The sequence below is a fragment of the Soonwooa purpurea genome, from assembly GCF_053891095.1.
On sequence record NZ_JBSSMA010000018.1, the window covers coordinates 26,258 to 47,261 of the forward strand.

The following is a 21,004-nucleotide window of genomic DNA, read 5'->3' on the forward strand; positions in this document are numbered from 1 at the left end:
AATTATGATGCTTTAAAGTTAAGATTTTTTTGCGTTAGTGAGTGCTATAAAATAAAAAAGAACCTTAAAAAAGACTCTTTTTATTATTCTGTTATTTTCTTGGATGTGTAGGAGGCGATGGCGGCGGCGGCGTACTTCCATCTCCATGAAACTGCATCGTGACTGGAATTTTAAAATAAGAAGCCACAATTTTGTTATCTTTTTCTGCTGGTTTCCAAGTGGTATTATTTCCTATTTTCTGAATGGCTACTTCTACAGCTTTATTAAATATATTGTTAAGTCCAGTCGTTTTAATATCTACAATTTTACCATTTGCATCAACTTTTATCAAGGCGCTAGAAGTAATGCTTCCACCAATATTTCCAATTTCTGTAAGATCCATTTCCATTGCTAAAGCTTTTCTAAATGCAGACATACCACCAGGGAATTCAGCAGGAATATCCACATCATCAATTTTAGTTTCGCTTACTTTTTTACCCTTTTTAACGGCTTCTAAAGAAATTTGGTTTTGTTTCACGGTGTCAGAAACTTTTATTTCTTCTTTATTAATTGAAGTAGAAATTGGTTTTTCTTCTTGATAATTTTCTTTAAAATCAGAAAGAGAAGTTTTGTTTTCGGTTTTTACCAATGCGTTTTTACTTATGGCTTGCTTTGCAAAAATTGGTGTTTTAACTTTCTCAGCAAAAAGAAAAGCAACGCCACAAGTGAAAAGGACAGAGCCCAAAACCCTAGCTTTTAATTTTTTGTTTTGTGAAGTGTTCATCATATTAAATCTTTTTTTGGTGTTGTTATTTTGTTTAAAACTTTGGACTAAAGAATATTGCTGCAAAAGAATTTCTTGATAAATAATTTTTTGATAATGTTTAATTTCAACTTGCTCTAAAACCTTATCATCAGCCAAGAATTCGTGATTTGTATTCATCGCTTTTCTATAAAAATAAAAGGCAGGATTTAACCAAAAAACAGCTTTTAAAATTTCTATCCATAAAATGTCAAAACTATGTTTCTGTGTTATATGTGCCTGCTCGTGGACAAAAACACAATCATGAATCTCATGATTTTCAAACTTCTTTTGGTTGACAAAAATCGTTTGCCAAAAGCTATAAGCTGTTATATCTTCTTTGATTAATGCGATTTTGAATCCTTTATAAATTAATTTCTTTGAGACTCTTTTCATTTTTAAAATTTGAAAAATCTGAAATATAAATTTCAATAACAAAAGACAAGAAATCCCAATATATAAGTAAAAACCTATCTGTGAAAAATCGCTTTGCAAAATATTTTCAGCAATACCCGTTTCAAAATTTCCATTTTCTATAGATGTTGTATTTTGTATTACATAAGTCCCAAATGGGATTTCTAAAAACGGAATCATCAAACTAAAAACCAAGCTTCCTAACAAGAAAAACCTTTTGAAATGGTGGTTCTTTTGGCTTTCTAAGAACAAATAATAGAAAATAATTAATAAACTACTTGCAAGAATTATTTTCAAATAAATCGGAATCATGACTTCGGATTTTCAATTTTCTTATCAATCATTTCGCGCAATTCTTTCAATTCTTCTTGACTTAATTTGGCATTCTGAGTAAAAAACGATGCAAATTGACTAACAGAGCTTCCAAAAAAATTGTTAATCATACTTTTCATTTCCATCGAAAAATATTGCGCTTTATCAATCTTGGGAAAATATTCCCGCGAATTGCCGTACAATTCGTAACCTACAAAATCTTTGTTTTGCATTCTTTTCAGCAAAGTTGCGATGGTTGTTGTCGCTGGTTTGGGTTCAGGAAAAGCTTCTATCAAATCTTTCATAAAGACTTTTTCTTTCTCCCAAAGAATTTGCATGACTTCTTTTTCTGCTTCAGTTAATTTTAGTTTCATTCTACAATCAATTAATTAACTCTACAAATGTAGAACTAATTTTTATTTCACCAAATATTTTATACTTAACTTTGAAAAAAAATTAAAAAATGAGTTTGAAAATTGATGTTGCAAAAATTAATGAAATAGAGGCGATAATGCCGATGATGAAAGACTTTTATGCCATTGATAATTATCCTTTTGATACAGAATTAACCCGAAAAAATTTTGAAATTTTCATCAACAATTCCAATTTGGGACAATGTTTTTTATTAAAAGACGACAGTGAAATAGTGGGGTATATGATTCTCAATTTTCTCTTCAGTTTTGAATTTGGCGGCATGATGTGTTTCCTGGATGAACTCTATGTAAAACCCGAAGCACAAGGAAAAAAATATGGCGGAAAAGCTGTAGAATTTGCACAGAATTTTGCGAAAGAAAAAGATTTAAAAATGATGTTCCTAGAAATCGAAAATCATAACGAACGCGCCATGCATTTATACAAAAAATTAGGATTCGAGATGCATAAAAGAAGCATTATGACCTACGAACCCTAATTGTTTTTTTAAGAAATTAGTTCAGAATTTCGTTAATCTTAGGATATTCTGATATCTTTTTGAATACAAAACGCTGATTTTTTTGTAATTTCTGAATAAACAAATCCAATTCTTTAATCGAAATTTCATCATCCAAATATTGATCATGTGTTAACAAAACCAAATGTCGTGGTGTTTTTTCAAGATCATTGTAAAAAATACTATCGACTTTTTTAATCATTTCTGCATGATTATTTTTCAGCTTCATATCAGCAGTTGCGCGCCATTCGAGATCCCAACCAACCAATTTGAAGCCCGCACTTTGCAATTTGTCCGCAGCTTTTGTTGATGATTTTATATCCGTCGTTGTTACACCATTAATTCTCCAAATATTACGACCGGGTGTTCTGGCAATGGGATTAAGAAGTTTCAGACTATCACGTAGAATTTTAAAATCCTGAACCACAACTTCTGGATTACGATAAAATTTGGAATATTTATTATTGGCGTGACTGTAACTGTGGTTCGCAATTTCTATCAAAGAATCTTGTTGCAAATCGTAAAAATCATCCATTTGTTTTTGGCTTCCGACAATATGCTTTCCCACAACAAAAGACGTTGCTACAACCTGATGTTTGTTAAGAATTGTCATCAAATTTTTTGTACCACGATTGGGGCCATCATCAAAAGTAAGATAGATAGAACGCTTGTCAGAATCCTCATTTTTTGATAAATCAATATCTTCAACTTTGGGGACATTTTTCTCAGTTAGTGGTTTGACTTTTAACTGTTCAAAAGTATTAAAATCTTCAGCTTCTTTTTTGCAAGAACTAAAGACAATTGCACTGGCGAAAGTCAACACAACAGAACCTAAAAAGACTTTATAAAAAGACCTTTTAGAAGAAAAATGCTTCATAAAATTAATGGGAATTAAATTGTTAAAAAATGTTAATTAATCTTAAAGCCTCATAACAATTTGAGTGCCATATTTTCTTAAAATTACTTTTTTGTGGAAAAATAATTTTTAAATTTTTCCATTCCTTCTGTTGCTGAGGTTTTAAAACAATTTTCTTTGTTTTTAAACATTGAAAAATCCAAATTTGGATCAATCACAAAAATATCGCAATTCTCTGGAACATAATGTACCAACCCAGCCGCAGGATAGACTTGCAGAGAGGTTCCGACAACCAAAAAAACATCTGCATTAGAAGCAATTTCAATGGCATTATCCATTTCGGGAACCATTTCTCCAAACCATACAATATGCGGTCTCAACTGTACGCCATCGTCATCCAAATCACCAAGATGCAAATCGTCTTCCCAAACTATCGCATCGGTTTCCGAATTGACTGGTCTGGCTTTGCGAAGTTCGCCATGCAAATGCATGACCTTCGAAGAACCCGCGCGCTCATGCAAATCATCAACATTTTGGGTGATAATATGAACATCAAAATCATCTTCTAACTCAGCTAGAATCTGGTGTGCTTTATTAGGTTTAACTTCTTTGAGTTGTCTGCGTCTAAGATTATAAAATTCCAAAACCAATTCAGGATTTCTCGCAAAACCTTCAGGACTTGCTACCTCTTCGATATGGTGATTTTCCCACAAACCATTGGCATCTCGAAAAGTTGAAATTCCGCTTTCAGCACTAATTCCGGCACCCGATAAAACGACTAATTTTTTCTTCATCTTAAAACTGATTTTGACGTTTAAAATATAAAAAACGTGTTGATAAACTAAACAAGCTTTTACAAAGGTTTTTAAACTCGATTCTTGACTCTTATTTCACTTCCAAATTGACACCATTCAATCGTAGAGAATTCAAAATTACTGAAAGTGAGCTAAAACTCATCGCTGCAGCAGCTATCATGGGTGATAATAAAATCCCGAAGAAAGGGTAGAGCAGTCCAGCAGCTAAAGGAATTCCTAAAACATTGTAGATAAATGCAAAAAACAGATTTTCTTTGATGTTTTTCAAGAGTTTTTCACTCAATATTTTTGCTTTGGCCACACCTAGAATATCACCTTTTAACAATGTAATTTCCGCACTTTCCATCGCAACATCGGTTCCTGTTCCCATGGCAATTCCGATATTGGATTGTGCAAGAGCTGGAGCATCGTTGATTCCATCACCCGTCATCGCTACAATTTTTCCTTCAGATTGAAGTTTTTTCACTTCATTCAATTTGTCTTGAGGAAGGCAATTCGCTTGATAATGTCTAATGCCAAGTGCGTCTGCAACGGCTTTTGCAGTATGTTCGTTATCCCCCGTCATCATCATAATATCTACACCATCATTTAGAAGAAATTCTATAGCTTTTTTGGATGTTTCTTTTATTTTATCCGTAAAACTTACAAATCCTAAAACCTGATTTCCCTCCGCAACATAAGAAATAGTGTGTGCTTTAGATTGCACTTCTGTCGCTTTTTGTTTTAAACTTTCGGGAATTGAAATTTGATGAGAACTTAAAAGACTTTCGTTTCCTAAAAACACTTTTTTTCCATTGATATTTCCTTGAACACCTTTCCCAGAAACGTTTTCAAAGTTTTGAACTTTCTCGATATGAATATTTTCTTCTTTGGCTTTCTTTAAAACCGCATTAGAAAGTGGGTGCTCCGAATTTTGATTGAGGGAAGCTGCTAACTGAAGAATATGAGTTGGATGTACATTTTCTAAAGTTTCAATATGTTCCAAAGATGGTTTTCCTTCGGTTAAAGTTCCTGTTTTATCGGTAATTAAAACATTTACTTTATTCATTTGTTCAAGAGCTTCGGCATTTTTTATCAGAATACCATTTTTGGCGCCTTTTCCAATTCCCACCATCAAAGACATTGGCGTTGCTAAACCCAAAGCGCACGGACAAGCGACAATTAAAACGGCAACCGCATTTACAAAAGCGAACAAGGTTTTCTGAGCTTCTGGACCGAAAATTTGCCATAAAATAAAGGTCAAAATAGCCACCGCAATTACCGTTGGAACAAATATTTTTGAAACTTTATCCGTTAATTTCTGAATAGGTGCTTTACTTCTGCTGGCTTCGTTCACCATTTTTATAATTTGAGAAAGCAAAGTTTCATCACCTACCTTTTCAGCTTTCATTAAGAAGACTTGGTTTCCGTTGATGGTTCCAGAAGTTACTTTATCATTTTCATTTTTCTCAACAGGAATAGGCTCTCCCGTAATCATAGATTCATCAATGGAGGAATTTCCTTCCATAATTTTACCATCTACAGGAATTTTTTCACCTGGTTTTACTTTTAAAATATCTCCAATTTTCACTTGATCTAAAGCCACTCTTCTTTCGGAATCTTCTTCCACCAAAGTAGCTTCATCAGGAGAAAGATTCATGAGTTCTTCAATGGCTTTACCCGTTTTTTTATGAGCCATGGCTTCCATCCACTGTCCAAGAATTACCAAAGTTAAAATAACACAAACTGCCTCAAAATAGAGTGGGATATTGCCATCGTGACCTTTTATTTCATGCGGAATCATATTGGGGAAAGCCAATGCAAAAATGCTGAATATAAATGCTGCAGCCACTCCCAAAGCAATTAAACTAAACATATTGAGGTTCCAAGTTTTAAAGGAAATCCAACCTCTTTTCATGAGAAACCAACCCGAATAAAATAAAACTGGAAGCGTTAAAAGAAGCTCTATATAAGCTTGAACATGGTGTGAAAATGGGAAATCTATCCACATTCCGCCCATCGACAAAATGAAAACAGGAAGTGTAAACGCCAAAGAAATCCAGAATTTTCGTTTTAGAATATTATAAGTTTCATCTTCAGAAATGCTATTTTTCTCTGGAATTTTCACCAAATCCATTCCGCAAATAGGGCAACATCCAGGTTCATCACTCAAAATTTCTGGATGCATCGGACAAGTATATTGGGCTTTTTTCTTTTCGGGATATTTCACTAAATCCATCCCACAAACCGGACAACCCACATTAGAATCATAAACTTTGTCGCCCTCGCAATACATGGGACAATAATATTTTCCAGCTTGATCGTTTTTGGGTTGATGTTGATGGGAATGCTCGTCTTGATTCTTGACTCTTGATTCTTGATTCTTTTCCTCAATAGGAACCAAATACATTTTACAAACGGGACATCTTTCACCTTGTTTGAAATACACTTTTTCGCCCTCACATTCCATTGGACAATAATAAACCGACGATGGAGAAACACGATCTTGAGGTTTTACAAAACTTTGATCTTTATTATTAGGATCTTGAAGTTTATAATTTCCAACTTTTGAAAGCGCTTCATTCAGTTCTTCCAACGTGAAATCTCTGTGTCCATGAATCACTGCTTCATTTTTTTCTAAGTTGACATGAGCGTGAATTCCATCTATATTATTAAGCGTTTCAGTGATTTTTTTCTGGCAGCCAGAGCAAGTCATTCCCAAAACTTCGTATCTACGTTCCATAATTCTTGATTTTACAACACAAAATTGCTGAATGTAAATTGTAGTTTGTTATAAATTTAAGGAAAAGATGTATAGAATTTGGACTTTAGACAAAATTAATTCATAGCTTAAAACTCATCAAGTCCTTTTCTGTTATGATTTTTCAGTTTTTTAAATTCTGTTGGAGTAAAACCTGTATTGTTTTTGAATTGAGTTGAAAGATGCTGAACACTTTTGTAGCCCAGTTTTCCAGCGATTTCTGTTAAAGTAAATTCATTGTAGAGCAGGAGTTCTTTTACTTTTTCTATTTTTTGAAGAATAAAATATTGCTCGAGGGTTATATTTTCATTTTGAGAAAAATTCTTGGAAAGAGCGCTATAATCCCTATGCAAATTGCTGCTTAAAAATTCTGACAAAAGAAAATCTTCATCCACATCCAACTCACTGATTTTTTGAATAATAAGCGTTTTAATTTTATCATTCAGTTGAAGTACAGCATCTTTTATATGCTCAAAACCAGATTGTTCTAGTTTTTTCTCTAATTCTTTAAGTTGAATTTCAGAAAATGATTTTTTTGTTTTTACTTCGCCCAATTTTATTTCATCAACTGGAATATTTAATTCAGAAAAAATGCCTTTTACTGCAGCAATACAACGATTGCAGACCATATTTTTGATGAAAATTTGCATGAACTATATTATTTAGGCTTAAAAGTATAAAAAATATAATAGCTGATAATAATATTCTAGAAAAAAAACATATCTTTGCACCCGAATTACATAATAATCATTAAATAATATTGGAATGTATTTAACAACAGAAAAGAAAGCGGAAATTTTCGCAAAACATGGTAAGTCAGCTACAGATACTGGTAGCGCAGAAGGGCAAATCGCATTGTTCACTTACAGAATTAATCATTTATCTCAACACTTAAAAGCTAATCACAAAGATTTCAACACAGAGAGATCTCTAGTGAAATTGGTAGGTAAGAGAAAAAGATTATTAGATTATCTTAAGAAAGTTGAAATCGCAAGATATAGAGCGATTATCGCTGAACTTGGAATTAGAAAATAATTCTCAGTCAAAAAGACAAACGAAAGCAACTCCAAAAGGGTTGCTTTTTTTATTGATATTAGTATTGATTGCTTTTTTAATAATTAACTTTGCAATCAGAAAAAACGAAGTATGAAGCTAACAGAAGAAAATCAAGAAAAAATTTCGGCATTAGAAAAAATTGCTAATGGCACAATGTGGTGGATTGGCTCAATCCCGTCATTAATAGTTCATACGATTTTCTTTTTATTATGTTTTGCCTTACCCGTTTTTGGCATTGTTGATTGGGACCACATGTTATTGGTTTTAACGACTTTATTATCTTTAGAAGCGATTTATTTAGCAATTTTTATTCAAATGTCTGTTAATAAAAGTTCAGAAAATATAGAGGTTCTGAGAGAAGATGTTGAAGAAATCCAAGAAGATATTGACGAAATCCAAGAAGATATCGAAGAAATTAGCGAAGATATTGAAGATATCAGCGAAGACATAGAAGAGATTAATGAAGATATCGACGAAATCCAAGAAGATATTGAAGAGATAAATGACGAAGATGACGAAGACCACAGCGAACGTGCCAGAACCGTCATGTTGAAAAGCAAAGTTTCCTCTAACCGTTACGAAATCAAACAATTACGAGACAAAATAAAAGAGCTCGAACATCTTATTGAAATTATAAAAGAAAAAGAAGAGGAAGATTAATAATCGTTTGGTAATTATTAAATTAATTTGTTACTAAATTGATATTTCCTTAATTCTCTCATATTAAAATTCCTTCTTTATCAAATTAACAAATTCCCATAAATTCCGTATCTTTGCCCACGAAAATTTAAAGAGTTTAAATAATAAAACACTCAATACGGAGTGTAAAACAAAATTAATTTATGAGTGCACCACAAGCAATCACAGAGCTAATTACTCTTGCAGACGGAAGAGAAATTACGCTTGAAACAGGTAAATTGGCGAAACAAGCCGACGGTTCTGTTGTCGTAAAACTAGGCGGAACAATGCTAATGGCAACGGTTGTAGCCAACAAAGAAGCTAACCCTGGCGTTGATTTCTTACCATTAACAGTAGATTACAGAGAAAAATTCTATGCAGGAGGTAAAATTCCAGGAAACTTCTTCAGAAGAGAAGCGAGACCATCCGATCAAGAAATTTTGACGATGCGTTTGGTAGATAGAGTTTTGAGACCTTTATTCCCTGAAGATTTCCACGCAGAAGTTCAGGTGATGATTTCTTTAATTTCTTACGACGGACAAACAATTCCTGACGATTTAGCAGGTTTAGCAGCTTCTACAGCTATCGCAATCACCGATATCCCTTTCAATGGACCAATGTCTGAAGTGAGAGTGGTAAAATTAGACGGAAAACTTTCTATCAATCCTAAATATGAGCAATTGGCAGAAGCAGAATTGGATATTATGGTGGGAGCTACAAAATCTTCAATCGTAATGGTAGAAGGTGAAATGAAAGAAATTTCTGAACAAGAAATGTTAGAAGCTATTCAGTTTGCGCACAAAGAAATCATCAATCAAATTGAAGCTCAAGAAAGATTAGCTGCGAAAGTAGGCAAAGCTTTCCCAAAAAGAGAATATAACCACGAAACTCACGATGAAGAAATTCGTGAAAAAGTGTGGAAAGAAACTTACGATAAAGTTTATGAAGTAGCTAAAACGCCTTCTGCAAAAGAAGAAAGAGCGGAAAACTTCAAAGCTATTCTTAATGATTTCTTAGCTCAATATACAGATGAAGAAGAATTAGAAAGAGTAACACCTTTCGTTAAAGTATATTACCACGATGTGGAAAAAGAAGCGATGCGTCAAATGATTTTGAACGAAAAAGTTCGTCTTGATGGTCGTGATCCACAAACGATTCGTCCAATTTGGTCAGAAATCGATTATCTTCCAGGAGCTCACGGTTCTGCCATCTTTACAAGAGGAGAAACTCAGTCTTTAACAGCTGTAACTTTAGGTTCTATTAAAGATGCTAACATGGTGGACAGCGTAATTACTAACCACGACGAAAAATTCTTCCTTCATTATAATTTCCCTCCATTCTCAACAGGTGAAGCTCGTCCGTTAAGAGGAACTTCAAGAAGAGAAGTTGGACATGGTAACTTGGCTCAAAGAGCTTTAGCAAACATGATTCCTGAAGAAAATCCTTACACCATTCGTGTAGTTTCTGATATTTTAGAATCTAACGGTTCATCTTCAATGGCAACCGTTTGTGCAGGAACATTAGCATTGATGGATGCAGGGGTTCAAATTAAAAAACCTGTTTCTGGTATCGCAATGGGATTAATTACGGATGAAAAATCAGGAAAATTCACGGTTCTTTCAGATATTTTAGGAGATGAAGATCACTTGGGAGATATGGACTTTAAAGTAACTGGAACAGAAGACGGAATTACGGCTTGTCAAATGGATATCAAAATCCAAGGTCTTTCTATGGATATTATGGAACAAGCTTTAATGCAAGCAAAAGACGGAAGATTACATATTTTAAATAAAATTACGGAAACCATTGCTGAACCAAGAGAAGATGTGAAACCTCACGCTCCGAAAATGGTGATGATGGAAATTCCTAAAGATTTCATCGGCGCAGTAATCGGACCTGGTGGAAAAATCATTCAGCAAATGCAGAAAGATACAGATACAGTAATCGCTATTGAAGAAGTTGGTGAAATCGGACGTATCGAGATTTCCGGTGTTGACAGAGAAAAGATCAACGCTGCAGTGGCGAAAATCAACGAAATTACTTTCGTACCCGTTGTCGGTGAGGTATACAAAGGAAAAGTTGTAAAAGTAATGGATTTTGGTGCTTTTGTAGCGATTGCTAAAGGTACTGAAGGTCTTCTTCACATTTCTGAAATCGAATGGAAGCGTCTGGACAAAGTTCCTTACGCTGAAGGTGATGAAGTTGAAGTGAAATTCATGGGTTACGATGATCGTAAGAAAATGAAACTTTCAAGAAAAGTTTTGTTGCCAAGACCACCAAGACCAGAACAAAAGCCAAAGGCTGAAAACGCTGAAGCAACAGTTCAAAACAATAATCAAGAGCCACAAGCTTAAAAATAGAAAACCACCGTAAATGCGGTGGTTTTTTTATGCTTGTGAGTTTCGATTTCTTTTTTGCGGCGGCGAAGCCGCCGCAAAAAAGAAATCATGAATAAAAATGAGTTCTCATTTCAAATAAAAGCTTTTCAGCTTTTTTAAAATCTGGATAATTTGGAAGACTTGAAACTTGATGTAAATTATTCATTTTCAAAATTAATTCATCAGCATACTCTAAAAGTTCATCATAAGAACGGTTTCCAGCTTTAATATTTACCAATTCTTTTCGATTGTCCACACGAATATCTAATGTAGATTTTTCAAAAATTTGTACTGCTGATTGTAATAACCGAATGGTGTGCATCATGTTTTTAGAATCATAATTTTTACCGTTTTTTGATTGGTATCATAACGATCTTAATTCCTTTCATTCACCCATTTCCAGTATTCTTTAAAATAAACAGAATATGCGTCTTGGTTGAAAAATAAATAGGCAACCAATTTTTCACCTTTCGGAATCGAGGACAAAGAAACTTCGTTAGAGTCTTCATTTTTTATAATACCACGATAGTTTTTATTATCTTCAAAATCATAATACAACCCAAACATTCCTTTGGAATTGGGTATTTTTACCAATCCGCATTTTTCAGCGGATTCCTGTAAAATAAAACAAAAATCCAAAACATCTTTTCTTTCTTTTTCTAAAGGATTGACAATTTTCTTTTTTAAACCCCTAGCTTTCTGAATTTGAGCCGAGGCATAACCTCCAAAAATATCTTTGCACAATTTTTATAAAAAATTTTCCAATTTCAATTGATTCATCAATGGATGATTATACAAAATACAATCTTCTGGCGCTGCCAAAACCTCCAAAATATTAGGATTGTTTTACAAGAGTAATTCTACAAAACGACCAATTTCATAATAAACTTCATCGTTGGTTTCGTTAGAAACTTGAGGAATGTATTCCAAACCATAAAACATCTCTTTCGGCAAATAAAAAACTCCGCGAATATCCGTATCTGATTTTTCAGTCGCTAACCCAAAAGCTTTGCTTCCTGAGATGGTTTCTAAAAGAATTAAATTATTTTTTTTAAGAAAATCTATAGTTATCATCTTACCAATTTAATAAGTGAAAGATACCAATCTTTTGTATGCTTGTATATGAATCGGATATCATAATCGCTATCGGGTAATGCGAATCCCCAAGAACGACTTCCAGATTCTATTGCTAAAAGTATTTCTCTATTTTTCTCTTTTTCAAGAGCTTTTAATTTTTCTACTATTTTTGTTTTCATATTAATTTATTAAATGTTAAACGCAAAGTCGATAAATAATTTGTTTTCATCAGTTGTAATAAGTCGCAAAGCTTGATTTTACGGAATTAAAAACCTTTGATTTTCTTTGCGACTCATGTCATATTTGTTTTTAAAGAATTGCGACTTTGCGTTTAAAAATTATTTTCTAAACTTCTTCTTCCAAGGTGCATTTTTTTGCACATCACCTGCCATAATACATCCATAAGGTAAAACCTCGTCGATGACTTCGCACAAGCCAAACTCTTCAATTTGAGCACGAACATTTTGGGCATTTTTGTACGCACTTGGAAGTTCAGAAATATCAATTTCATTAGAGAAAAATCGGACATCTAAATTTTTAGTTTCTTCAGCAAAAATTTCTTCAATGGTTTTATGCGCCAAAGATCTTTTATGTTGCGTTCTGCTAAAATTTCTCCCTGCTCCGTGAGGTGCGAAACCTAAATTTCTCTCGTTTGCAGCACCACTTACAATCAACACAGGTTCTGCCATATTCAGAGGAATCAATCGTGGACCTGTGATGTCAGGAAGAAATTTGTCGTCAAGCGGCGTCGCACCTTTGGCATGGTAGAAAGTATCTCCATCTCTGAATACGAAGTTATGTTCGTTCCAATATCTATCAAGTTTTTCAATATTTAATTGTTCTAAAGTTGCGTTATGAATGGCTTCATGGTTTTCTTTTGTCCATTTTCTTATCAATTGCAAAGCGTTCCAATATTCTTGTCCTTCTTCGGTTTCAAAAGGAATCCAAGCATTTTCTTTCAAAGTTTCTGGAGAAAGTTCCATTCGGAAACGGTTGGCGACTTTCATTCCTTTATCGTACAAAGCAGCACCTGGAGCTCTGGAACCATGATGTGTTACCATCATTGTATTTCCTGTATTTTTAGAAATTCCTACGAACAAGAAATGGTTTCCGTCCCCTTGAGTTCCCATATGCGAACGTGCGATTGAAATCAATTTTTCATCATTCAAAAAAATATTTTCTCTGAAAGCATCCATCAATTCCTGAGACATTTCCATTTGCTCACCTCGTGGTCTTCCGCCATATCCGAAATGTGTGATAGCATGTGCCGCATCTAATACTTCTTTAGGATTAACTTTCCCAAAATCCGTCAACATCACCGAACAACAAATATCCGCCGAGTGAAATCCCGGATGAATGGCGTTTTTCGCCGCCACCACACCACCAACAGGAATATTTCCTTCTGGTCCCGTCGGACAAGCATCTGGCATAATGGCTCCCGAAACCAAAGTTGGCGTTTTCATCAAAACTTTCATCGTATTGATTACTTTTTCAACATTGTCTGTTTCAGATTCGTGTTCCGCTCGAATGTTGACTATGAAATCAATTGGATTTTCATGCAACGGAATTGGATCTGTAGATTTGAACTGCTGCAAATAATCCAACATTTCTTTTTCTTCTAACTGATTTTCGTTGATGTATTCTAAAGCTTCAGCAAACCATTTTTGGGGTTGAAATCCTAAAGCGATTAATTCGTTTCCTGTAATTTTCATTTTGTTTATTTTTTATTTGGGCAGCTTTTTCCGCCTTCCGTTCCCGCTTTTTTGTTTCGCTACGCTACACAAAAAGAGCTCCACTCAAGTCGGGCTGCAAATTTGTTATACAATTAATAGTTGTTTCAATTTGATGATGCAAAGTAAAAACTCAATTGCGCAATCTTTTTGCGTAGTAAAAAATATTTTCTATTTTTATTGAAAATGTTTGAAATAGAAGTGAGAGGTTAGATTTTAGAAGTTATAAGAATATGAACTACTGTTACCTTCAACGATAAAGCGGTTGTCATTCCGAAAGCGGCGAAGCGGATTGAGGAATCTCTTTAAAATAGAGATTTCTCCTTCGTCGAAATGACAAAAAAACTTGAAATATTAAACTTTAAATCAAAAACACACAATTTCAAAATCTGCCTTATGTCTTCTAATAAAAACGCTTTAATTCGCTACAAAACCCTCGACAAATGCTTAAAAAACAAGTATAAAAAATATACTTTGGAAGATTTAATGGACGAATGTTCGGAAGCTTTGTTTGAGTTTGAAGAAAAAGAATCTTTCGTGAGCAAACGTACTGTACAACTGGATTTACAGAATATGCGTAGTGAAAAATTCGGTTATGAAGCGCCCATTGAAGTCTATGAACGCAAATTTTACCGTTACAGCGATCCCGATTACAGCATTCATAATATCCAAGTGAATGAAAGCGACTTGAAAGCGATGAATAACGCGATCCAAATTTTAAAACAATTCAAAGATTTTTCGATGTTTAAGGAAATGAATGGTGTGATTCAAAAACTGGAAGATTCTGTGAATTCTGTTCAGCAAAAATCCATTATCCATTTAGATAAAAATGAGCAATTAAAAGGTTTAGAACATATTGATATTTTGTATCAAGCCATTTTGAACAAGAAAGTTCTTCGAATTTTGTATAAAAGTTTTACTGCACGAGAAGCCAATTACATGACGGTTCATCCGCAATTACTGAAAGAATACAACAACCGTTGGTTTTTGATTTGTTGGCATAAAAACAAAATTTACAACCTCGCTTTAGACCGAATATTAGAAATATCAATTGATGAAAAATCAGATTACATCAATAGAGAATTCAATGCTGATCGGTATTTCGGAGAAGTAATTGGCGCAACAGTTTCGGAAACACAACGACCACAAAATGTGATTTTCAGAATGGTGAGAAAACAAGCGCCTTACGTTATTACAAAGCCTTTTCATCATTCGCAAGAGATTATTAAAGAAGACGAAAATTATATTACTTTCAGAATTCGGGTGCAGCTTAATTTCGAACTAGAGCGTATGATTTTGGGAATGGGCGAATTTATCACCGTTTTAAAACCCAATAAACTACGAGAGAGAATTCAGAAAAGTGTGAGATTGGCGAGTATAAATTACGACTCCGAAATCCAAGATAACAATTAAAGCAAAGTCTTTTTAAGACCTTCCATAAGGCCTTTCCAAAGTATATTAAAAAATGAACGTTCTGGATCTCTTTCTTTAGTAATTTTTACCGTTTTGCCTCCATCTTTTGCATTGCTTCGCACAAAGACATTTACAGCTTTATTCAAAAATTTCTTTTTTTCACCTTTTTTATTTAGAAAATTAACATAGACTTCGTGGTGATTTAAAAAGAAATTTCCTTTAATAATATTTTTATTCCCAAAATAATCGAAGTGCAAATAGTTAATCTCACCATCCAAAGTGATGTTAAGATAAGGCCGTACAAAAAGATTGACTTCATTGGCGGAAAGGCCTTCGATTTTACCATTAATTTTGAATTCATCCATTAGGTTTAATACATCAAAAGTCCAGAAAACTTTCGTTGGTGCCGTACCAAAAAATTTGAAATTGCTATCAATTGTGACAAGGCTAGGGGCGGATTTGACTTTGCCATTTCCAACATTTTTGATATTGGCGTTGAAATGATCTAGGAATAATTTCCCTGGTATATTACTATTAACCGCATCTTCTTCATAAGAAATATAAGAATTTTTGATCTTTACCAAATTAGCAAAAAGTGGTGGCTTTATATGTCTTAGTTTCTCACTGAACATGCTGCGCAAACTTGTATCTTCAGGCGGCAACAAATCTCTATAAATACTACATTTTACGCCATCTAAAACAACTTTATCCAACAGAATTTCATCGTGATTTTCTAATAAAGAATGGCGATTGAAAATCTGGATTTTTTGAGCAAAGATATCGTAAAGGTCTTCTTGTTTTTTGATGATTCGAGAAAAGGCTTTTCGGCTATATTTCGATTTTAGGGTCAATTGATTTATTGTACTTAGTTTTCCATCATTCTGAATGTTTTTGATGCGCAAAATATAATATTTCCCTGCATCGATAAAGATCTCATCCGCATTTATAAAGTGTTTTTTTATACTAAATGGAATTCTATTTTTTGCTGTTTTTTCACCAAATTCAAAATGATCAAAAGTGCCATTAATTTTTGAAATCGAATATTTCGGTTGTCCATCCGATAAAATATGTCGAAATCCAGCATTATTTAATTTGATATTTCCAATTTCAATACCGAGATTAGATGTTAATTTTTTTTCATTCTTAACCGATGTATTAAGCTTAGAAATCATCGCCAAATTAGCATCATCAATCAACAGATTATTGAGTTTAAATTTAATTTTTTCACCATCAAATTTCGTGTTGATTTTATTAAAAAAAACTTGTCTAATAGTACCAGACCAAAGATTTTGATTTGCCGTTTTTCCTGCGACAGCCAATTTTACAGAATCTAATTTTAAATCCGAATTATTGGTAAAAACTTTACCAACAAAAATTTCCTGATGATTATTGGCACGAACAAAAAGTTGCGAAATAGCAATTTTGTGCGACCCAAATTTGAAAGGAACTTTCTCCTTAACCGTATTTTTATCCAGGATAATTTTTGACAAATTAACATTAAACTCCTCAGCAGAAGCAGACTTGATTTTGCTATTATTCTGGACAAGAAATTTGCCTTTATTCAATATAATTTCATGCAGTGCTATTTTTACATTAAGCTCTTTTGGCGCGTTTTTGACAGTCTTTTTGTTGAGCGAAGTAATGATAATAGTGGGTTCGTCAAAAGTCGCAGATTCCGCAATCAGCGAGTCGCGATTAATATTAAAATCCTTTGCTGCAAAGCGTTTTACACGGAAATCAAATATATTTTTTGATTGATATTCATTAGGATTTTTGATTGGATTGAGATGAAAATTAAGAATCTCAATTTCTTTGTTTTGAGTATCTATTTTATCAGCAAGAATTTGATAATAATCGTTAATCATTATCACCGAATTTTCAGCTTTTATAGCTACTTTTTTAAATCCAATCGGAAGTCTGGAATTATCCGAATTGTTCAAATCGATATCTTCTAAATCAACATTGATTTTATTAGCATTAAAAACGGTTTTACCATCATAATTTATGGCTTTAATTTCTGCATTTTCAACTTTTAAATGATGGACAAAAACATCAGGTTTTGTCCTTTTTTTATTGTTTTCATTTCCGTTTTTACCCAAACGGATCTTGAGATTGGCATTCTTAAAACTAATAATTTCAGCTTTATAAGATTTGGAGAATACTGCTTTGAAAACTCCAAAATCCTGCACCAACAATTCTCCAATTTTTCCAGAAATCTGAGTTACAGAAGTGTCTTTAGGATTTTTATTTTTAATATCAACATCTTGGATATGAAGATTCCCCGAAATCAAATCAAAACTAAAGTTTTTCAATTCGACTTCGTAAGGCGTCTTTTCGTTGATGAGATCGGGAAGTTTTGATTTTAAATAAAGATTAAGCACCAACGGAAATGCTACCAATATCAACAAAATAACAGAAATACTTGTTAGGATAATTTTTTTCCATTTCGAAGTTTTGTTGTGCGTTACTTTGTGTTCCATTTGATGGTTTTAAAATTAAATTTAATCAAAATTCAAATAACTCGAAGCGGTATTGTCCGTCGTCGTATTTTGCATAAATGTGCTGTAATCCGTTGGACAAGATAATCTCTGGCGCTTCTATAACCGAATTGTACCTTGCAATCTGTTCAAATTGTTTCTCGGTTAGCTTGACATTTGGCGCCTTCAGTTCTATTAAAATTTGTGCTTTTGTGCGATGCGTTACCAATAGATCCAGACGTTTTGTCGTGGAATTCAGTTCCAATTTTTGTTCCAATATTAATGAAGATGCATTTTTAGCTTTTGTTTTCAGGAAATAAGCTACCCAATGCTGTCTAACCCATTCTTCCGGCGTTAAGATCAGCCACATCTTGCGCACCGAATCATAAATAAAAAATGTATCTTTGTCTTGCTTGATTTTAAAGTCAAATTCGGTACTGAAATTTAGTTTAGGTAGTTGCATAAAATCTGATGAAAGATATAGAAATTGTCCTCAAAAGTATTAAAAATAAAGAATTTTTACCAATATATTTCTTACATGGTGAAGAGCCATATTATATTGATGTCGCGACCAGACATTTTGAAAATGACGTTTTAGAAGAGGATGAGAAGGCTTTTAACCAAACGGTAGTTTATGGAAAAGATACCAACTATGGCGAAATATTGTCCTTAGCGAGACAATATCCCATGATGGGAGAGAAGCAACTTATCATTGTAAAAGAAGCGCAAGATCTGAAATTAGAAGAATCTGAGTCCGATGCTTTTCTTGCTTATCTCACATCACCAGTAGAATCTACGATCCTTGTTTTTGCACATAAACATAAAAAACTTGATTCCCGAAAAAAGGTCAGTAAAGAACTTGCCAATAAGAAATTTTTATTTTTAAGTGATAAAATTAAAGACTCACAATTAGCGAGTTGGATACAATCGGAAATTGAAAGATTCGGGTACAGATCTGCGCCTAATATCAGCTTCTTACTAGCAGAATATTTGGGAAGCGATCTTTCCAGAATCTCTAATGAACTTAATAAACTAAAACTTGTTCTGAAAGAAAATGATGTTCTCAACGAAAAGATTGTTGAAGAACACATCGGCATTAGCAAAGACTATAACATTTTTGAACTTCAAAAAGCTTTAGCTACAAAAAATAAAGAACGTGCTTTCAAAATTGCTTATTATATGGGCAAAAACAAGAAAACAAATCCTATCCAAATGTCGATAGGCGCGTTGTACAAGTTTTTCTCAGACCTTATTATGTACCATACTTTGATAGGGCAATCGCCATCCATTATCGCCAAAGAAATAGGTGTAAATCCCTATGCCATCCAGAATTTCGCAGAAGCAGCACGTTTTTATCCTTTAAAAATGGCAACCAGAATTATTTCCGTTATCCGTGAGATGGATCTTAAATCTAAAGGTCTCGGTGTTCGTCAAATGGAAGATGATGAAATCTATGTTGAAATGACATTTAAAATTTTAAATATCGACCAACTCAAAACTAAATAATTTTAAATAAATAAACTTCTACAAGCGATTTTGATGATTATTTCAAAATCGTTTTTTATTTATTTTAAAACAAATAAATTTCAATAATAATATCTAAATTACAAAATTGAAAAAATTCATAAGTCAAAATTAGTAAGTCCTAAAATTAATTACGATTTTTGACAATTAGATTTTTAAAAACGAATAAAAGTATATGGAAAACATTTTAGATTGCGTTATCGTAGGATCGGGACCAGCAGGTTACACCGCAGCAATATACGCAGCAAGAGCTAACCTAAAACCAGAATTATTTACAGGACTAGAGCCAGGCGGACAGTTGACTACAACTACAGAAGTTGAGAACTTCCCTGGATATCCCGATGGTATTACAGGTCCCGAGATGATGATGCAACTACAAAAACAAGCAGAACGTTTCGACACTAAAGTACACTATGAAATGATCAGCAAAGTTGAATTTGCGACAAAAAGAGGAGGGGTACACAAGCTTTCTACAGGAAGTCGCGAAATTTTGGCAAAAACAGTAATCATCTCCACAGGTGCTCAGGCAAAATATCTTGGTCTAGATGATGAAAAAAAATATGCAGGCGGTGGCGTGTCGGCTTGTGCAACATGTGACGGATTTTTCTACAGAGGAAAAGATGTTGTTGTGGTTGGTGCTGGGGATACAGCTGCAGAAGAAGCAACCTATCTTTCCAAAATCTGTAACAAGGTGACCATGTTGGTGCGCAAAGATCATTTCCGTGCTTCTAAAGTGATGGTGGATCGCGTGATGTCCACACCGAATATCGAAGTAAAATTCAATCATGAATTAATTGGTATAGAAGGGGAGAACGCAATGGTAGAACGCGCCGTTGTTATCGATAACCAAACTCAAGAAAAATCAACAGTCGATGTGCACGGTATTTTTATCGCCATTGGCCACAAACCCAATACCGATATTTTTAAAGATCAAATTACCTTGGATGAAAACGCCTACATCATTACCGAAGGAAAGTCTTCTTTAACCAATCTACCAGGTGTTTTTGCTGCCGGTGATGTACAAGATCATCATTACAGACAGGCTATTACTGCTGCCGGAAGTGGTTGTATGGCTGCGATGGATGCAGAAAAATATTTGGGCGAGCTACATGGCGAAAACCACAATTGGGTGGAACAAGATTAATGTTAAGAAATTTAATTTTAATATTCTTAGGAGGTGGGATAGGCAGCATACTGCGCTATCTCATCTCTTTTTTTTCGGCGCGTTTTATCAAATTTGGGAGTTTTCCTATAGCCACTTTATGTATTAATCTCATCGGATGTTTTCTCATTGGCTTGTTTGCATCTTATTTTATTAAGCATGACAGCACTTTGAAGTTTCTTTTCATCACAGGTTTTTGTGGTGGTTTTACAACCTTCTCAACTTTTTCCGCAGAAAACCTCAGTTTATATCAAAATGGAAATTATATTTCTCTGTTTTTTTATGTTTTATTGAGTGTCGTTATTGGTTTTTTTGCTGTATTGATGGGAGCTAGCATAATTAAAACTTAAATTTTTAGTTCTGAAAATTAGAGAGTTAAAAATATGTTCTAATTTTTTATTAAAAATATTTGCATGGCATTGAAAAGCTTTCTATATTTGCACCACTGAAAACAACGATACAAACGGTGTTTTTGGAGAGATGGCAGAGTGGTCGATTGCGGTAGTCTTGAAAACTATTGACTGTAACAGGTCCGGGGGTTCGAATCCCTCTCTCTCCGCAATAAAGGCTGACAATTAGTTAGTTAAAACACAGACACCCAATTTTACACCCAAAATGTAAGATTGGGTGTTTTATTATTACCTATATTGAATTAAGTATAAA

20 protein-coding genes, 1 tRNA gene and 1 pseudogene are annotated in these 21,004 nt (G+C 33.7%); 9 read left to right on the top strand and 13 right to left on the bottom strand.

What is annotated here, in order from left to right; translation table 11 throughout:
* Positions 1–91 precede the first annotated feature (91 nt).
* Both ACVFVN_RS13500 and ACVFVN_RS13505 read right to left on the bottom strand, forming a co-directional pair.
* The gene (locus ACVFVN_RS13500; protein WP_456235670.1) at positions 92–1,507 is read right to left on the bottom strand and encodes a M56 family metallopeptidase; all 1,416 of its coding nucleotides are present in this window, start codon (positions 1,505–1,507) and stop codon (positions 92–94) included.
* A complete protein-coding gene (locus ACVFVN_RS13505) occupies positions 1,504–1,881 on the bottom strand; it encodes a BlaI/MecI/CopY family transcriptional regulator (RefSeq protein ID WP_165131390.1) in 378 nt (125 codons plus the stop codon). The genes ACVFVN_RS13500 and ACVFVN_RS13505 overlap by 4 nt, the downstream gene beginning before the upstream one ends.
* An 89-nt stretch (positions 1,882–1,970) precedes the next feature.
* Between ACVFVN_RS13505 and ACVFVN_RS13510 the strand changes: the two genes are divergently transcribed.
* Positions 1,971–2,417: a GNAT family N-acetyltransferase gene (locus ACVFVN_RS13510; protein ID WP_456235671.1), complete on the top strand. Its 447-nt coding sequence runs from the start codon at positions 1,971–1,973 to the stop codon at positions 2,415–2,417.
* 16 nt (positions 2,418–2,433) lie between these two features.
* Here ACVFVN_RS13510 and ACVFVN_RS13515 read toward each other — a convergent pair whose 3' ends face one another.
* From ACVFVN_RS13515 to ACVFVN_RS13530, 4 genes are all read right to left on the bottom strand, one after another.
* On the bottom strand, positions 2,434–3,312 hold the full coding sequence (locus tag ACVFVN_RS13515) for a polysaccharide deacetylase family protein (protein ID WP_456235672.1): 879 nt from the start codon (positions 3,310–3,312) through the stop codon (positions 2,434–2,436).
* 83 nt (positions 3,313–3,395) lie between these two features.
* Positions 3,396–4,085 (bottom strand): SIR2 family NAD-dependent protein deacylase, encoded by a 690-nt coding sequence (locus ACVFVN_RS13520; protein ID WP_456235673.1) that lies wholly within the window; start codon positions 4,083–4,085, stop codon positions 3,396–3,398.
* 91 nt (positions 4,086–4,176) lie between these two features.
* A complete protein-coding gene (locus ACVFVN_RS13525; protein ID WP_456235674.1) occupies positions 4,177–6,828 on the bottom strand; it encodes a heavy metal translocating P-type ATPase in 2,652 nt (883 codons plus the stop codon).
* 107 nt (positions 6,829–6,935) lie between these two features.
* The gene (locus ACVFVN_RS13530; RefSeq protein ID WP_456235675.1) at positions 6,936–7,496 is read right to left on the bottom strand and encodes a helix-turn-helix domain-containing protein; all 561 of its coding nucleotides are present in this window, start codon (positions 7,494–7,496) and stop codon (positions 6,936–6,938) included.
* Between the two features lie 115 nt (positions 7,497–7,611).
* Here ACVFVN_RS13530 and rpsO point away from each other — a divergent pair, with 115 nt between their 5' ends.
* The 3 genes from rpsO (at position 7,612) to ACVFVN_RS13545 (ending at position 10,934) form a co-directional block, all read left to right on the top strand.
* Positions 7,612–7,881: a 30S ribosomal protein S15 gene (rpsO, locus tag ACVFVN_RS13535; protein WP_165131408.1), complete on the top strand. Its 270-nt coding sequence runs from the start codon at positions 7,612–7,614 to the stop codon at positions 7,879–7,881.
* Positions 7,882–7,992: 111 nt separating this feature from the next.
* On the top strand, positions 7,993–8,562 hold the full coding sequence (locus ACVFVN_RS13540) for a coiled-coil domain-containing protein (RefSeq protein ID WP_456235676.1): 570 nt from the start codon (positions 7,993–7,995) through the stop codon (positions 8,560–8,562).
* A gap of 182 nt (positions 8,563–8,744) precedes the next feature.
* A complete protein-coding gene (locus ACVFVN_RS13545) occupies positions 8,745–10,934 on the top strand; it encodes a polyribonucleotide nucleotidyltransferase (RefSeq protein ID WP_456235677.1) in 2,190 nt (729 codons plus the stop codon).
* Positions 10,935–11,025: 91 nt separating this feature from the next.
* Here the strand turns inward: ACVFVN_RS13545 and ACVFVN_RS13550 are convergent, their stop codons facing one another.
* The 5 genes and pseudogenes from ACVFVN_RS13550 to ACVFVN_RS13570 all read right to left on the bottom strand — a co-directional run bounded on the left by ACVFVN_RS13550 (position 11,026) and on the right by ACVFVN_RS13570 (position 13,747).
* Positions 11,026–11,283 carry a hypothetical protein gene (locus tag ACVFVN_RS13550; RefSeq protein ID WP_456235678.1) on the bottom strand — a complete coding sequence of 86 codons (258 nt, stop codon included), beginning with the start codon at positions 11,281–11,283 and terminating at the stop codon, positions 11,026–11,028.
* A 50-nt stretch (positions 11,284–11,333) separates the two neighbouring features.
* Positions 11,334–11,702: a hypothetical protein gene (locus tag ACVFVN_RS13555; protein ID WP_456235679.1), complete on the bottom strand. Its 369-nt coding sequence runs from the start codon at positions 11,700–11,702 to the stop codon at positions 11,334–11,336.
* Positions 11,703–11,804: 102 nt separating this feature from the next.
* Positions 11,805–12,032, bottom strand: coding sequence for a DNA polymerase beta superfamily protein (locus tag ACVFVN_RS13560; RefSeq protein ID WP_456235680.1), 228 nt, complete (start codon positions 12,030–12,032; stop codon positions 11,805–11,807).
* A gap of 17 nt (positions 12,033–12,049) precedes the next feature.
* Positions 12,050–12,214, bottom strand: a pseudogene (locus ACVFVN_RS13565) (DNA polymerase beta superfamily protein); the annotation flags it as partial.
* Between the two features lie 159 nt (positions 12,215–12,373).
* Positions 12,374–13,747, bottom strand: a complete 1,374-nt coding sequence (locus ACVFVN_RS13570) for an RtcB family protein (RefSeq protein ID WP_456235681.1) — start codon at positions 13,745–13,747, stop codon at positions 12,374–12,376.
* Positions 13,748–14,161: 414 nt separating this feature from the next.
* Here ACVFVN_RS13570 and ACVFVN_RS13575 point away from each other — a divergent pair, with 414 nt between their 5' ends.
* Positions 14,162–15,178, top strand: a complete 1,017-nt coding sequence (locus ACVFVN_RS13575) for a helix-turn-helix transcriptional regulator (protein WP_456235682.1) — start codon at positions 14,162–14,164, stop codon at positions 15,176–15,178.
* Here the strand turns inward: ACVFVN_RS13575 and ACVFVN_RS13580 are convergent.
* Together ACVFVN_RS13580 and ACVFVN_RS13585 are read right to left on the bottom strand one after the other, a co-directional pair.
* Positions 15,175–17,658 (bottom strand): hypothetical protein, encoded by a 2,484-nt coding sequence (locus ACVFVN_RS13580; protein ID WP_456235683.1) that lies wholly within the window; start codon positions 17,656–17,658, stop codon positions 15,175–15,177. The genes ACVFVN_RS13575 and ACVFVN_RS13580 overlap by 4 nt on opposite strands.
* 25 nt (positions 17,659–17,683) lie before the next feature.
* Positions 17,684–18,118, bottom strand: a complete 435-nt coding sequence (locus ACVFVN_RS13585) for a type I restriction enzyme HsdR N-terminal domain-containing protein (protein WP_456235684.1) — start codon at positions 18,116–18,118, stop codon at positions 17,684–17,686.
* A gap of 8 nt (positions 18,119–18,126) precedes the next feature.
* Between ACVFVN_RS13585 and holA the strand changes: the two genes are divergently transcribed.
* The 4 genes from holA (at position 18,127) to ACVFVN_RS13605 (ending at position 20,900) form a co-directional block, all read left to right on the top strand.
* A complete protein-coding gene (holA, locus tag ACVFVN_RS13590; protein ID WP_456235685.1) occupies positions 18,127–19,161 on the top strand; it encodes a DNA polymerase III subunit delta in 1,035 nt (344 codons plus the stop codon).
* Positions 19,162–19,354: 193 nt separating this feature from the next.
* On the top strand, positions 19,355–20,323 hold the full coding sequence (gene trxB, locus ACVFVN_RS13595; protein WP_165131444.1) for a thioredoxin-disulfide reductase: 969 nt from the start codon (positions 19,355–19,357) through the stop codon (positions 20,321–20,323).
* Complete coding sequence (crcB, locus tag ACVFVN_RS13600; RefSeq protein WP_456235686.1) at positions 20,323–20,691, top strand: fluoride efflux transporter CrcB; 369 nt, start codon at positions 20,323–20,325, stop codon at positions 20,689–20,691. The genes trxB and crcB overlap by 1 nt, the downstream gene beginning before the upstream one ends.
* A 124-nt stretch (positions 20,692–20,815) precedes the next feature.
* Positions 20,816–20,900, top strand: a tRNA-Ser gene (locus tag ACVFVN_RS13605).
* The last annotated feature ends 104 nt before the right edge of the window (positions 20,901–21,004 follow it).